The 14,999-nt window shown below is 58.8% G+C and carries 13 protein-coding genes; 2 read left to right on the top strand and 11 right to left on the bottom strand.

The window, feature by feature from the left end; all coding sequences use genetic code 11:
* Positions 1-147: 147 nt before the first annotated feature.
* From EDC23_RS01635 to EDC23_RS01590, 10 genes are all read right to left on the bottom strand, one after another.
* On the bottom strand, positions 148-2,244 hold the full coding sequence (locus EDC23_RS01635; protein WP_134080528.1) for an SPOR domain-containing protein: 2,097 nt from the start codon (positions 2,242-2,244) through the stop codon (positions 148-150).
* Positions 2,237-2,494 (bottom strand): WGR domain-containing protein, encoded by a 258-nt coding sequence (locus EDC23_RS01630; protein ID WP_134080527.1) that lies wholly within the window; start codon positions 2,492-2,494, stop codon positions 2,237-2,239. The genes EDC23_RS01635 and EDC23_RS01630 overlap by 8 nt, the downstream gene beginning before the upstream one ends.
* 27 nt (positions 2,495-2,521) lie before the next feature.
* Entirely contained in the window at positions 2,522-3,673 is a 1,152-nt protein-coding gene (locus EDC23_RS01625) for a deoxyguanosinetriphosphate triphosphohydrolase (RefSeq protein WP_134080526.1), read from the bottom strand.
* Positions 3,674-3,689: 16 nt separating this feature from the next.
* Entirely contained in the window at positions 3,690-4,775 is a 1,086-nt protein-coding gene (aroB, locus tag EDC23_RS01620) for a 3-dehydroquinate synthase (RefSeq protein ID WP_134080525.1), read from the bottom strand.
* 70 nt (positions 4,776-4,845) lie between these two features.
* The gene (gene aroK, locus EDC23_RS01615; RefSeq protein WP_134080524.1) at positions 4,846-5,358 is read right to left on the bottom strand and encodes a shikimate kinase AroK; all 513 of its coding nucleotides are present in this window, start codon (positions 5,356-5,358) and stop codon (positions 4,846-4,848) included.
* 59 nt (positions 5,359-5,417) lie between these two features.
* Positions 5,418-7,514 carry a type IV pilus secretin PilQ gene (gene pilQ, locus EDC23_RS01610; protein WP_208321242.1) on the bottom strand — a complete coding sequence of 699 codons (2,097 nt, stop codon included), beginning with the start codon at positions 7,512-7,514 and terminating at the stop codon, positions 5,418-5,420.
* Positions 7,515-7,547: 33 nt separating this feature from the next.
* Positions 7,548-8,081, bottom strand: coding sequence for a pilus assembly protein PilP (locus tag EDC23_RS01605; protein WP_243830682.1), 534 nt, complete (start codon positions 8,079-8,081; stop codon positions 7,548-7,550).
* A gap of 39 nt (positions 8,082-8,120) precedes the next feature.
* Positions 8,121-8,723, bottom strand: coding sequence for a type IV pilus inner membrane component PilO (gene pilO, locus EDC23_RS01600; protein WP_134080523.1), 603 nt, complete (start codon positions 8,721-8,723; stop codon positions 8,121-8,123).
* The gene (locus EDC23_RS01595) at positions 8,720-9,295 is read right to left on the bottom strand and encodes a PilN domain-containing protein (protein ID WP_134080522.1); all 576 of its coding nucleotides are present in this window, start codon (positions 9,293-9,295) and stop codon (positions 8,720-8,722) included. Before EDC23_RS01595 ends, pilO begins: the two co-directional genes overlap by 4 nt.
* On the bottom strand, positions 9,295-10,362 hold the full coding sequence (locus EDC23_RS01590; RefSeq protein ID WP_134080521.1) for a pilus assembly protein PilM: 1,068 nt from the start codon (positions 10,360-10,362) through the stop codon (positions 9,295-9,297). Before EDC23_RS01590 ends, EDC23_RS01595 begins: the two co-directional genes overlap by 1 nt.
* 184 nt (positions 10,363-10,546) lie before the next feature.
* Between EDC23_RS01590 and EDC23_RS01585 the strand changes: the two genes are divergently transcribed.
* Together EDC23_RS01585 and EDC23_RS01580 are read left to right on the top strand one after the other, a co-directional pair.
* Complete coding sequence (locus EDC23_RS01585; protein ID WP_134080520.1) at positions 10,547-13,138, top strand: penicillin-binding protein 1A; 2,592 nt, start codon at positions 10,547-10,549, stop codon at positions 13,136-13,138.
* A gap of 8 nt (positions 13,139-13,146) precedes the next feature.
* A complete protein-coding gene (locus tag EDC23_RS01580) occupies positions 13,147-13,758 on the top strand; it encodes a hypothetical protein (protein ID WP_134080519.1) in 612 nt (203 codons plus the stop codon).
* Here EDC23_RS01580 and EDC23_RS01575 read toward each other — a convergent pair.
* Positions 13,755-14,993 carry a malic enzyme-like NAD(P)-binding protein gene (locus EDC23_RS01575; protein ID WP_134080518.1) on the bottom strand — a complete coding sequence of 413 codons (1,239 nt, stop codon included), beginning with the start codon at positions 14,991-14,993 and terminating at the stop codon, positions 13,755-13,757. The two genes, EDC23_RS01580 and EDC23_RS01575, sit on opposite strands and share 4 nt — an antisense overlap.
* Positions 14,994-14,999 lie beyond the last annotated feature (6 nt).

The raw sequence follows: 14,999 nt of genomic DNA, 5'->3' as shown, positions 1-14,999 counted from the left end.
TTTACCCGCAGATCGCGGGCAAAATGGCCCAGAAGTATACAGCCAGGCTACAGCCCCCTGCAATGCTCCGTAAGGGACTGTTTTACTTGACGTTTCGAGGGAATAATGACAGGAGAGTCGACAGGGTTATCCCGATCCCCGGCTGATTCAGGGGGCGGCAAGTTCGCTATGAATATCGCCGAAGGCGCGCGGCCACGGCGATTGCTCGCGCAGGGCCTTTGGCAAGCCCTGGCGTGCCGCCAGCGCCGCATCACGATCGGCATGCCGGCCCAGTACCACAACAAACCAGGGCTCGCCCTCACGTTGGGTCTGATAAAACACGGCTTCACCGCGCAGATCATGCTGCTCGATAAAGTGCTGGATCGCCTGTTCATTGCCGCCGGCGATCAGCTGCAGGGTGTAGGCGTCCGGATCCTGATCCCACAACCAGGCCGTATGCTCGCGCAGGGTGGTCGAATTCGGTACCGATCTGTCGGTGATCGCCGGGTCAGCTACAGGCTCGTCGGCCGGCGACGTGTCACGGCTTTGAACCGCCTCGAAACGCCGGATCCACGGCGCCTCAATCTCATCGGGCAGATTCCCGGCCGCCTCCCGGGCCGCTTCGCGATCGGCATAACTGCCGAAGAGTGCGGTGAACCACGGCTCCCCGTCCTTGCGACTTTCGACAATCACGCTTTGCCCGTCCAGTTCATGGCGCTTTAAAAAGGCCTGCAGGTTGTCACGTTGTTGCGCCGCCAGCAGTTGCAGGGTGTAGTGATCGGCGGGCTGACGTTGCAGCCAGGCCATGTCGACAGGCTCCGCCACCGGGGCATTGTCTTTCTCTGCCTCTGCCTCAGTCTCTGCCTCGGCTTCTGCCGCCTCGACCGTGAAACGGGCCCGGGCCCGGGCACCGCTTTGCGGGTTCCGCGCAAGCAGCTCCCAGGTTTGCGGCCGCGTGCCCACACTGAGATGCAAATCGAGTTGTTTGTCGCTGATCAGCGAGACCCGGGACGGATCCAGTGTCTTGCGCTGATTTCCCCATTCGAGGGTAATCCGGGTGGATTCATCAAAGCCTTCACCGTGCAGGCTTAACGTCTGTCGCTGGTCTCCGGCCGGCACCGGATCGGGCTCGATCGCCTCGATCACCAGGGCGGGGGGCGACGCCACGGGCTCCTCCACCGGCTCGACGGGCGGCTCAAACTCATCGGCAGTGACATTCTGTTCACTGTCTGGCGTCCCGGCCGGCCTGCCGCTCAGCCCGCCGACCCCCAGTTCCACCACCTTCTGCGGTGGCATCGCGGTGGATTCTTCCCGGGCGGTGACCGCTGGCGTCTCCGCCGTGGGGTCGGTTTGCCGCGTCGGCCAGCCGAACACGATCGCGATGAGGAGCACCATCCCCACGGCGGCGGCAACATAGCGACGGTTCCATGCCGGCTTACGGCTTCCCGGCGGCCCCTCGGGTGCCGGATCGACCGCCCCGTCGGGCTCCTCCCCGGCAAGCAGCTGGTGGGCGGCATCGTTGATCCGGGCCGGCAGTCCCCCGGAGCTCTGGTGAATCCGGCGAATCGCCTGCGGTGTAAACGGGCTGGTGCCATCCAGCCCGGCAACGGCCAGGTGGTGGCGAATGTACTCGGCGGTCTGCGCCTCATCGAGAGGCGCCAGGTGCACGCGCCGGGTCACCTGATCCCTGAACGGCTGGAAGGCAGTCGATTCGAGCATCACCTCAATCGCCGGTTCGCAGAACAGGACCGAACGCAACAGTTGCCCCTCTCCGCCCTCGGCATCAGCAAGGTAAAACAGCGCTTCCAACGCTTCCCGGGGCAGTTCGTGGGCGTCGTCCACCAGCAACACCGGTACCCGATCCCCCTGCATCCCCGCCAGATAACGATAGAGCATATCCTGCAATTCCGACGGGCTGGCGGGCAGGTCATTCAGACCGAAACCCCGGGCAATATCCGAGAGCAGCTCGTCGGCATCCATCATCGGATGCGCCGCCACATCACTGATCAGGTAAGCCTCATCCGCCTGATGAATAAAGTGCTGTTTGAGGGAGCTCTTGCCGCTGCCGCGTTCACCGATGACGAGCAACATCAGGCGGCTGTAACGGGTCAGCTGCTGCAAGTCGTCGAGCAATTGCCGACGTGCCTCATCCAGATAGACAAAACGATCATCGTACTCGACGGGAAAAGGGGCTCTCTGCAGACCGTAGTCCGCCAGATACTCGGGCTCGTGGCCCAATGTCGGGATATCATCGTCGTTACTCATGCGGCAGTTCCTGTCCCTGCATGAACATTACCTTGTAGCCACGCTCAAGCTGCATGTCCCGTACCCTGAGCAGGGCTGTTTGGGCCTGTTCCAGATCACTGTAATGATCCTGCTTGACCCGCCCGCGGCTGCCGGTCTCGCCCCAGTTGCGAATCAGATTCCAGCCGTCGACCAGATCCTTTTGCAGCATGAGCTGATAGAAGCGCGGCGGCTTGTCTTCCATGGCCGGTATTTGCATATAGATGCGCATGAACAGGCAAGCTCACAATTATACGGTTCAGGTTAGTTCAGCCGGATCGAAAATACGCCCGTATTCGGCAATCGCATAACGATCCGTCATGCCGGCAATGTAATCGGCAACGGCGCGGGCGCGGCCATTGGCACCCTCTTTTTCTTCCATCATATAGACCTGCTGCTGATGTTTGGGTTGCAACAGTTTGGGATCCTGAAAAAACGCACTGAACAGCGACTCGATAATCCGTTGCGCTTTCGAGGTCATGCGATGCACCCGGTAATGGGAGTAGAGCCGGCTGCGTAAAAACTGTTTTAACGCCAGATTGGCGGCACGCATCTCATCGCTGAAACCGATCAGACTCTGAGTATGGCGGCGGACATCATCGATCTTCTCTGGCGACAGCGCTTCGATCGCCGCCTGGCTTGTCTCTACCAGATCGATGATCTGGCGGTTGATCATGCGCCGAATAATCTCGTGAATCAGCCGCCGATCGGTCAGCGCCCGATAGCGCGCTTTGACCTCCCTGTATTGATCATTGAACAGCTCGATCTCTTCCAGTTCCGCCAGGGTAATCAGCCCCGAGCGCAGGCCGTCGTCCACATCATGGTTATTATAGGCAATCTCGTCGGCCAGGTTCACTGCCTGGGCCTCCAGCGAGGGCTGGGTCTTGTCGAGAAAGCGCCGCCCCACCTCACCCAGTTCCCGGGCATGCCCGAGCGAGCAATGTTTGAGAATCCCCTCGCGCGCCTCGAACGTCAGATTCAATCCCTCAAAGTCCGCGTAACGTTGCTCCAGTTTGTCCACCGTCCGCAATGACTGCAGATTATGTTCGAACCCGCCATATTCTTTCATGCAACCGTTCAGGGCATCCTGACCGGCATGGCCGAACGGGGTATGTCCCAGATCGTGCGCCAGGGCAATGGTCTCGCTCAGGTCTTCATTGATATTGAGAATCCGGGCGATGGAACGGCTGATCTGCGCCACTTCGATGGAGTGAGTCAGGCGGGTACGGAACATGTCCCCTTCGTGATTGACGAACACCTGGGTCTTGTATTCCAGACGGCGAAACGCGGCGGAGTGAACAATGCGATCCCGATCCCGCTGAAACTCACTGCGATAACTGGGCACTTCTTCGGGGATACGTCGCCCCAGACTGTTCTTTTCGTTCGCGGCATAGGGCGCAAGACTTAACATAGGATTTACCGTCTGTTCATTCGGTGGCGCGATGGGCCTCGACGGTCTCGCGCAGCAGGGCGGGTTCGAAATCGGCGGTCACCACCGCCTCGCCCAGTGATTTTAACAGCACCAGATTGACCTGACCGGCGCGGACTTTTTTGTCCACCGCCATCAGCTCCATGAAGCGCTCATAAGACATATTATGCGGCGCACGCGTGGGCAGCTCGGCCTTGTCGAGCAGGTTTTCCACCCGCAGCACATCCTGCTCCGATAACCAGCCCTGGCGCATGGAGAGATCCGCCGCCATCAGCATCCCGGTACCCACCGCCTCGCCATGCAGCCAGTGACCGTAACCGGCCCCGGTTTCAATGGCATGGCCGAAGGTGTGACCGAGATTGAGCAGGGCCCGCACGCCGCTCTCTTTTTCATCGGCGGCCACGATGGCGGCCTTGCTCCGGCAGGAGGTCTCGATGGCATACGCGGTGGCCTCGGGATCACGCGCCAGCAGCCTGTCCATGTTCTGCTCCAGCCACGCGATAAAATCATGGTCCCGAATCAGCCCGTACTTGATGATCTCCGCCAGGCCGGCGCTGAGCTGACGATCATCCAGTGTTTTCAGGGTATCGGTATCGACGATTACACAGCGCGGCTGATGAAAGGCCCCGATCATGTTCTTGCCCTGGGGATGATTGACGCCGGTCTTGCCGCCGACCGAGGAATCGACCTGGGCCAGCAGGGTGGTGGGGATCTGGATAAAATCGACGCCGCGCTGATAGCAGGCGGCGGCGAAGCCGGTCATATCGCCGATGACCCCGCCGCCCAGGGCCACCAGGGTACTGTGGCGATCAAAATGCTGCACCAGCAGTTCATCAAAGATGCGGTTGAGAATCTCCAGAGTCTTGTATTGCTCGCCGTCAGGCAGGATAACGTGGGCGGGGTCGTAGTCCGTAAACGCCTGCAGGGTCCTGTCGAGATACAACGGCGCAATGGTTTCATTGGTGACAATCATCACCTGGGTGCCGGCAATACAGGGGCTGACCCGTTCGGCATCGCCCAGCAACTGCTGGCCGATGAATATCGGATAACTGCGTTCGCCCAGATCGACGTTGAGAGTAATCATCTTGCCTTCATTGCGCCGGTAACTGTCGGATTATACAGGATAGTCGGCACCGTGCGCGATAAGCAACGGTTCAGGCAAGTTTTTCCAGAATTGTATCGACCACGCCGCGGATATTGCCCTGACCGGTATTGACCACCAGATCCGCCAGTTCGAGATAGAGCGGTTCCCGTTCCTGCAGCAGCCGGGTCAATCGGGCTTGTGGATCATCGGTCTGCAGCAACGGCCGGTTCTTGTCTTTACGGGTCCGCTCCAGCAACTGCGTGACGTCAGTCTGCAGATAGACCACGGTGCCGCGCTGTTTCAGGTGGCGGCGGTTTTCCTCGCGCAGTACCGCGCCGCCGCCAGTGGCCAGCACCACATTCTCCCGACCGGTCAGCTCATCGAGCATCGCCGCTTCACGCTCCCGAAATCCCGCTTCTCCTTCAAGTTCGAAGATCAACGGAATATTCACCCCGGTGCGGGCCTCGATTTCATGATCGCTGTCGATGAATTCCTTGTCCAGAACCTGGGCAAGCTGGCGGCCAATGGTGGTTTTACCCGCCCCCATCAATCCGACGAGAAAAATATTATTGACTGAAGACATGAGATGGCAGAAAAGACAATCCGACCGGTGATGCCTGGCGGCACCACCGGCCGGGCCGACTAGATTCGCATGTCATCCTTGACGATCTTCGGTGTCACAAAGATCAACAGTTCGTTCTTTTCGTCCAGCTGGGACTTGCTCCTGAACAGGGCGCCGACGACCGGCAGATCGCCAAAGAAGGGCACGCGATTAATGGTGTTACTCTTGGTCTGCTCGTAGACACCGCCCAGTACCACCGTCTCGCCGTTGTTAATCAACACCTGCGTCTGTACGTTCTGGGTTGTAATGGGCGGCACACCCAGCACCAGGTTCCCGAAGTCAGGATTATCGCTCGTGACCGCCAGATCCATGATAACCCGATCATCCGGGGTGATCTGCGGCGTAACGGTCAGACTCAGTACCGCCTTCTTGAAAGAGACACTGGTGGCACCGCTGGAACTGGCCTCCTGATAGGGAATCTCCTGCCCGGATTCGATCACCGCCTCCTGCTGATTGGCGGTGATAACCCGTGGGCTGGAGACGATCTCGGTTTCACCTTCGGCCTGGGCGGCGGACAACTCCAGCTCCACCAGGGTGCCGAACGGCAACCTGGCCAATGCCATACCGATGGTGCCGGCGGAACCGCTCGCGGCGGGCAAATTGACGTTCCAGCGACCCGGTGCCTCGAGGGTCTCATTGTTGATCAGATTCTCGGTCGCACTAAGGTTCCCTGATACCGCCCGCTCACGCCCGTCCGATCCCACATAGTTACGCGAGACACCAAAGCGTACCCCAACCTCTTTGCTGAAGTTGGTGCTGGCCAGCACAATGCGCGACTCAATCAGCACCTGGCGCACGGGCACATCCAGCTCATCCACCAGCGAGATAATCTCATCAATACGTTCCGCCGTCTCCTGCACCAACAATTTGTTAGTCCGTTCATCGACGCTCACGTTACCCCGTTCGGAGAGAAGCTCACTCCCTTTTTGTTTGAGCAGGGACGCCACTTCCGAGGCTTTCGCATAATTGACCTGAATGGTTTCGCTAATCAGCGGTGCCAGTGCTTCGACCTGCTTGTTGGCTTCCATTTCCATTTTTTCACGGGCCGCGATCTCCTCGGCAGGGGCAATCAGCATGACATTACCCGACTCCCGTTTGGCGAGCCCCTTGGTCTTGAGAATAATATCCAGCGCCTGGTCCCAGGGCACGTTTTTCAACCGCAGGGTGACTTCCCCCGAGACAGTATCACTGGTCACCATGTTAATGCCGGTAAAGTCCGCGATCAGCTGCAGAACCGCCCGTACCTCGATATTCTGGAAGTTCAACGACAGCTTCTCGCCGGTGTATTCCTTGCGCCGACGCGAACGGTCCTCTTCTTCCTCGACAACCGGCTTGATATCAATTGTCAGTTTCTGATCGGCCTGATAGGCGATATGTTCGAAATCATCCCTGGTATTAATAACGACCCGGACATCATCACCCTGATTAAAGGCATCCACGGTACTGACCGGGGTGGCGAAGTCCAGCACATCGACGCGCCGCTCCAGATCTTCATCCAGCAGGCTGTTTTTCAATGTCACTACCACCTCACTGCCGCGCCGTTTCATATCCACGGCGGTATTCGGATCAGCCAGTGTCATTTCCACCCGGCCTTCGCCCTGTTCACCGCGACGAAAATCAAGATCCAGCACATTGACGGAGCCAGTCTGGCCCATTGTTTTTCCCCCGGCCGATCTACCGGCCTGGGAAAAACTGGTTTTCCCGCTTTCATTCAGGGTAATGATGACATCATTGCCTTCCAACACCGTGTTGTAACCCACCAGATTGGAAAGGTTCAGGACGACGCGTGTACGGTTACCGGCCTCCGCTACGTTAACACTGCGAGCTACCCCAATACCGATATCCTTGCTGCGCTCATCCAGATTCAGTCTGGTATCGGGCAGATCAAAAGCAATTCGAGCGGGGTTATCGATAGTAAAACTTGCCGGCTCAGCTTCCAGAGGACTATCCAGTGTCAGCTTGATTTGCACCTTGTCGCCGGGCAGGGTCGAGTAGCCTATGTCGTTCAGGCTGTTTTGCGCCTGTGCCGGCATCGAGGTAAGAAACATTAACAGCATCACCGACAGAATGCCGGTAGCGTTCATGATTCTGCTTGCATAACCACTCTGGTTTATCATGGTTCTACTCCAAAAAATTATACGGAGCGCCACTTATTCGCTTTCCAGCGTCAGGGCCGCCTCTCTTTCTATCCATCCACCACTTCCATCAGACACAATCTCTGTGAGCAGTATTTCTGTCTCGGAAATCTCTTCTATTTCACCGTAATTCTGCCCGATATAATTGCCTTCCCTGACTCTGTAGACAGTCGAATCGGGGGCAACAATCAAGCCCCACAATATGCCATCCTTCTCCAGATGACCGACAAACGCCAATGAATCGAGTGAGAACTGTTCCAGTGCTTCCCGTTTACGATCCTTGTCCGGGCGAAGTCCACTGTCGACAGGACCCTCCTCTCTCACTGTTTCCTGTGCGAACGGCGTGAAAGGATCCCGTCGATCAGCCGGTTTATAGATAAAAGTTTCGTAAGGTTTAATCTCGGGTAGCGGCTCGATACCACCCCGATCCTTTGCCTTGACCCGTTGCACATACTCCTGCAGATCGGTATGTTCCGGCCCCCCGCACGAGACGCCCAGCAGCATTGCTGCCGCTACCAGGCCAAGTTTTGTCAATTTATTATTCAGCATAGCTCGCTCTCAGGAATTGAACCCTCTCGTCTCCTCGACTCATTTCTTTTTGGCGGACGCCAGTTCATCCTCATCCAGATAGCGATAGGTCTTGGCCGTAACATCCATCTTCAGCCTGCCATCCCTGCTATTCGAAAGTTTAATATCATGCAGGGTAACAATCCGCGGCAGTGCGGCAACCCCGCTGACGAACCTGCCGAATTGATGATAGGTTCCCAGCATACTTATCTGAATCGGTAATTCGGCATAAAACTCGATCTGCCTTTCTGACTGGGGTTTGAACAACTCAAATTCGATACCACTGCTCAGTCCGGTTTGTGATACATCAACGAGCAGATCATCCACCTCGGTTTTACTGGGTAATTGCCGCAACATTGTGCCGAAAGACTCTTCCATATCCTGCATTTGTTCTTTATAGGCATCCAGATTCGCCGCCTTGGCCTGTTTTTTCTCAAACTGACGTTTCAGAGTCGGCTCTTTGCCCCTGACCTGTTCCAGCTGTTCCATTTTTTTCTGGACATGCAGGAAATACCCCAGCGCCAGTACTGCAACACAGACAACCGCGACTACCGCCGCCTTGGCGGCGGTCGGCCAGGATCCGATGGTGCTCAGGTCTAATTCACTTAAATCGAGATCTTTCATTTTTCCCGGTCCTCACCAGCATTGTCCACACTGACCTGCGACATATGCAGAACAAATGACCTTGAGCTGTCTTGCTCATCACCTTTGCCTTTTTTCTCGATTACTTCCAGCCGCGGTTCAGTCAGCCAGTTCGAAGATTCGATATTGCGCATAAAGGCCGATACACGGGCATTGGATTCCGCCACCCCGTTAAGTACTACCTTGTCACCAGACTGGTTCATACTCTCCAGATGAACGCCGTCCGGGATAATATCAAGCATCTCATCAAACAGATGAACCACCTCGGGGCGGTTGCGCTGTAATTGCTGGATAACCTCCATGCGTGCCAACAGGCGCTGTTTGTCTTCTTCAATCTGATCAATTTCCTTGATCTGCTTTTCCACCTTGCTGATTTCATTTTGCAGATACCGGTTGCGCGACTCCTGATGATCGATCATTGCGGCCAGGCGCAGGTGCACACCCAGAATAATCACGCCCATAAGAATGACGGACAGAACCAGCGTCGTCAGAAACTGCCGCTGCCGCTCACGGCGTAGCTCTTCGCGCCAGGGTAAAAGGTTGATATGCGCCATCAGTCAAAGCTCCTCATGGCCAACCCGCAGGCAATCATCAATGCCGGGGCATCATTACTCAGACTCTGCGCTTTGACCCGCGAGGCCAGGGTCATATTGGTGAACGGATTGGCCACCGAGGTGGGGACGCCGAGCTTGTCGGCAATCAGCTCGTCAATACCGTCAATCATGGCACTGCCGCCGGCCAGAACAATATGGTCCACGCTGTTATACGCGCTGGAGGAGAAGAAGAACTGCAGGGAACGGCTGACCTGCTGGACCATGGCATCCTTGAACGGCTCCAGCACTTCGGGCACGTAATTGTCCGGCAAGCCGCCCTGGCGCTTGGCCATGCCGGCCTCTTCATAGGAGAGGCCATAACGGCGTTGAATCTCCTCGGTCAGCTGCTTGCCGCCGAAGACCTGTTCACGGGTATAGATGTTTTTCAGATCGTGCATCACATTCAGGGTAGTCATGGTGGCGCCCACATCGATCACCGCCACGGTCAGATCCAGCCCCTGCTCCGGTAACTGGGGCGCCAGCAACTGGAACGCGTTTTCCATGGCATAGGCCTCGACATCGACGATTTTCGCCTTCAACCCGGCCAGCTCCATGGCAGCCACCCGCACATCCACGTTCTCGCTGCGCGAGGCGGCCAGTAACACGTCAACCCGTTCGGGATCCTCCGAGTCGCCCATCACTTCGAAATCGAGGTTCACCTCTTCCAGGGGATAGGGAATGTATTGATCCGCTTCCAGATGGATCTGTTGCTCCATGTCGTCTTCGCCCAGTGAGGCGGGCATGGAGATAATCTTGGTAATAACCGCCGAACCGGCAACAGCAGCGGCCGCCTGCCTGGTACGGGTCCCCGAGCGCTTCACCGCCCGTTTGATCGCTTCACCCACCGCCTCGACATCGGAGATATTTTTCTCGATCACCGAGTTGGCCGGCAGCGGCTCCACTGTGTAACTTTCAACCCGCAGACGATCGCCGCTCTTGCCCAGTTCCAGCAACTTGATTGCCGTGGAGCTGATGTCGAGCCCGAGCACCGGGGGTTTTTTTGGCTTGATAAGATCCCTGAGGGCCATATTTTTCTTTATTCGTAGTAAGTTATAGTAGATATATGTATAACTACTTTAGGTTTATGAGTCAACTATAGGTCAGCAAAACTATAAATACAAATGGGAATAGTGTTCACAGAACGGAAGAATTATACTGGACGCTTGTCCTCTATCGGGTGGCACAATCCGATTCTTTATTAAAATTAGGTATATGAAACCCATATTTAAGAAGTTGGTCACATTTTCCCTCGCCTCCGCCCTGACCCTGAGCCTGCTCGGTGCCCTTGGCCTGCTGGGGGCCTACGCCTACATCACCCCGCGCCTGCCGGATATCGACACCCTCAAGGATGTCCGCCTCCAGGTTCCCTTGCGAATCTACGATAAAGAGGGGGGATTGATCGCGGAATTCGGCGAAATGAAGCGAACTCCGTTGAAATACGAGGAGTTCCCCGAACAGCTCATTCAGGCGGTACTGGCCGCCGAGGATGACCGTTTCTTCGAACATCCGGGCGTCGATTACCAGGGTATCCTGCGCGCGGCGATTAATTTGATCCTCACCGGCGAAAAGGGGCAGGGCGGCAGCACCATCACCATGCAGGTGGCCCGCAACTTCTTTTTAAGCCGGGAGAAGACCTACCTGCGCAAGCTCAACGAAATTTTCCTGGCGCTGAAAATCGAGGGCGAACTCTCCAAGGAGGATATTCTCTCCCTCTATCTGAACAAGATCTATCTGGGCAAGCGGGCCTACGGCGCTTCGGCGGCCGCACAGGTCTATTACGACAAGGCGCTGGCCGACCTGAGCCTGGATGAGATGGCGATGATTGCCGGACTGCCCAAGGCCCCCTCCAGCTACAACCCGGTGGCCAATCCCGCACGCGCGATTCAGCGTCGCAACTATGTACTGGGCCGGATGCGCGATCTCGATTACATCTCCGACGAGGCGTACCAGCTCGCCCTGGCGGTGCCGGTCCACGCCAAAACCTATGGCCAGTCTTCCGATCTCGAGGCCCCCTACATCGCCGAGATGGCGCGCAACGAAATGGTCACCCGTTACGGCGACAAAGCGTACACGGCCGGCTACGAGGTCTACACCAGCGTCGATCCCCGCCGCCAAAAGGCCGCCAACCGGGCGCTGCGCCAGGCCCTGCTGGAATATGATCGGCGCCATGGTTATCGCGGTCCTGTCAATCACATTGATCTGTTTGCCGGCGTCACCCCCGACCCGGCAGTGCAGCCCGGGGAAGTACCCCGTGAAGCCCGGCAATCCCTGCTCGAGATCCCGGTCGGCGAGGCTCAGTGGAGCAGCCTGCTCAAAAATGTTCCCGCGCCGGGCAACCTGACTCCGGCACTGGTACTGCAGGTCGAGGAGCAGGCGGTCTACGCCCTGACCCGCGACAACCGGCTGACCTACCTGCCCTGGGAACAGATCAACTGGGCGCGCGAATATATTAATGAAAACAGCCGTGGACCGGAGCTGGAGTCAGCCGCCGAGGTACTGCAGCGGGGCGACGTGATTTACGTGACACCCGCCGGGGCGGGCTGCAGCTGGCTGGCCCAGCTGCCGCAGGTGGGCGGCGCGCTGGTCTCGCTCAACCCCGATAACGGCGCCATTGAGGCTTTGAGCGGCGGCTTCGACTATTACACCAGTAAATTCAACCGGGTCGTCCAGGCCGAGCGCCAGCCCGGTTCCAGCTTCAAGCCGTTTATCTACTCCGCCGCCATCGACAAGGGTTTTAACGCCGCCAGCATCATCAATGACGCCCCGGTCGTGTTCGAGGCCCCCGGACTGGAGGATACCTGGCGCCCGGAAAACTACAGCGGCCGCTTCCACGGCCCCACGCGCCTGCGCGCGGCACTGGTCAACTCGCGCAACCTGGTCTCCATCCGCCTGTTACGCGAAATCGGCATCGGTTATGCGTTACGTTATCAGCAACGCTTTGGCTTTGACCCCAATACCCTGCCGCGGGATCTCTCGCTGGCGCTGGGCAGCGGTGTCCTGACCCCCCTGGAGCTGGCGCGCGGCTATGCCGTGTTTGCCAATGGCGGTTATTTTGTCCAGCCCCATCTGATCGACCATGTCCTGGATGCCGATCAGAGGGTGGTGCTCCTCGATCGACCGGCCCGGGTCTGCCCGGACTGTCTCGAGTCGCAAAGCGACGGAGAGATCGAGCTGGTAACCGATCCCCTGCGGCAGATGGACAGCACCCCGCCGGCCGCTGAGACCTGGGTGCCCAGTTTCACCCGGGACGATGTGACACCCGGGGAATGGAGACAGGTCATGCAGGGCCCGCGACAACCGCGCATTGCCCCGCGGGTGCTCACTCCCCAGACCGCCTTCTTGATGAACAGCATGATGCGTGATGTGGTTCGCCGCGGCACCGGCCGCGGCGCCATGGTGCTGGGCCGGGAGGACCTGGCCGGCAAAACCGGCACCACCAACGATCAGCAGGACGCCTGGTTCTCCGGCTTCAACCGTAACCTGGTCTCCACCGCGTGGGTCGGCTTTGATACCCCCCAGCCGCTCGGCCAGCGCGAAACCGGGGGGCGCGCTGCACTCCCCATGTGGATCAAATACATGCGCGAGGCCCTGCGCGACGAGCCCGAGGCGCGCCTGGAGCAGCCGCCGGGCATTGTCTCGGTATTGATTGATCCCGAAACCGGGGAGCTGGCCGGCAGCGGTGCGCCGGACGCCGTGTTCGAATACTTCCTGGAAGATCAGGTCCCCGAACGTCGCACCGACAGCCGGAGTGACTCGAACGGCGACCGGAAGGATAATGGTAATATTACCCGCGATCTCTTCTAGGCGTCGCAATGGGACACAAACACACCAAGGATCTGCAAATGCGACAGCGGCTGGCCCAGGCCGCCGCCCAGATCCTGGCGGAGAGCGGCAGCCGCGATTTTTATGCCGCCAAACGCAAGGCGGCCCTGCACCTGGGCGCGGTCGACACCCGCAACATGCCGAGCAACGCTGAGATCGATCAGGCCCTGCGCGAATACCAGCGCCTGTTCCGTGCCGACGCCCAGCCTGCCGCCCTGCAAAACCTGCGTGCCCGGGCCCTGCAGGCGATGGAATTTTTCGCGCCCTTCAGGCCCAAACTGGTCGGCAGCGTCCTCGACGGCAGTGCCGACATCCACTCCCCCGTGGTCCTGCACCTGTTCGTGCCGCGCCTGGAAGATCTGGATATCTTTTTGATGGAGCACCAGATCCCCTATGAGCAGGGCGAACGCAAAGTCCGCTTCTCCGCGGAACAGACCCTCACGCTGCCGGTGCTGCGCTTTTATGCCGAGGACACCCGTATCGAGCTGGTGGTGTTTGTGCAGGACGGGCCCCTCCAGCCGCCCCTGAGCCCGGTCGACGGGCGGCCGATGCAACGGGCCTCATTGAACCGGGTGCGGGAACTTGTCGGCCCGGCCGCCTAGGTATCCCTCACCCGCGCCACGCCGCTCTCCTGTGCCGCCCGCGCCACGGCCCCGGCGACAAACTCCCGCAGCCGCGGATCAAACGGTTTGGGAATGATGTAGTCCCGCCCGAAAACAAGCTGGTCGAGCCCGTAGGCCTGTAGCACCTCCTCGGGCACCGGCTCATGAGCCAGCTGTGCCAGCGCCTTCACTGCCGCGATCACCATCTCGGTATTGATGGCCGAGGCCTGCACATCCAGCGCGCCGCGAAAAATAAACGGAAATCCCAGGACATTGTTCACCTGATTGGGATAGTCACTGCGCCCGGTTGCCATGATCAGATCACTGCGTGCCGCATGGGCGTTGGCCGGGGTGATCTCCGGATCGGGATTGGAGAGGGCAAAGACGATCGGGTTGTCAGCCATGCCCTGCAACATGCCCGGCGAGACCAGGTTCGGCCCCGACACCCCGATAAAGACATCCGCCCCGGCCAGCGCCTCTTCCAGGGTGCGCAGGCCGGTGCGCCGGGCAAATTCGCGCTTGTGGGCATTGATGTTGCGCCGCCCGGCATGCACCACGCCCTTGCGATCCACCAGGGTGATATGCCGCTTATCAGCGCCCAGTTCATGTAACAGCCGCATGGAGGCGATGCCCGCCGACCCGGCACCCAGGCAAACGATCCGCGCCTCCTTGAGCGTGCGCCCGGTCAGTTCCAGGGCATTGAGCAGGCCGGCGGCAATAATGATCGCGGTGCCGTGCTGATCATCATGGAACACCGGAATATCCAGTTGCTCCTTGAGCGCCTGTTCGATATCGAAGCAGTCGGGCGCGGCGATATCCTCCAGGTTGATACCGCCAAAACTCGGCGCGATGCGGCGTACGGTATCGATAAAGGCTTTCGGAGATTCGGCATCCACCTCGATGTCCACCACATCCACATCGGCGAAATATTTAAACAGAACCGCCTTGCCCTCCATCACCGGCTTGCCGGCCAGCGCACCCACGTTACCCAGTCCCAGCACCGCCGTGCCGTTGGAGATGACCGCCACCAGGTTCCCCTTGTTGGTATAGCGATAGGCCAGTTGCGGGTCCCCGGCGATGGCACGCACCGGCACCGCCACGCCGGGGGTGTAGGCCAGGCTCAGATCGTGCTGGGTCACGACCGGTTTGGTCAGGGCGGTGGCGGTTTTACCCGGGCGCGGTTCGGCATGATAGCGCAGGGCCTGTTCGGAAAAGGGCAGTTCGTCGTCATTCATGGGTGC

Source organism: Thiohalophilus thiocyanatoxydans (assembly GCF_004366735.1).
Lineage (GTDB): Bacteria > Pseudomonadota > Gammaproteobacteria > UBA6429 > Thiohalophilaceae > Thiohalophilus > Thiohalophilus thiocyanatoxydans.
The sequence above is the reverse complement of the archived record's forward strand: the minus strand, read 5'-3'. Positions and strand labels throughout refer to the sequence as shown.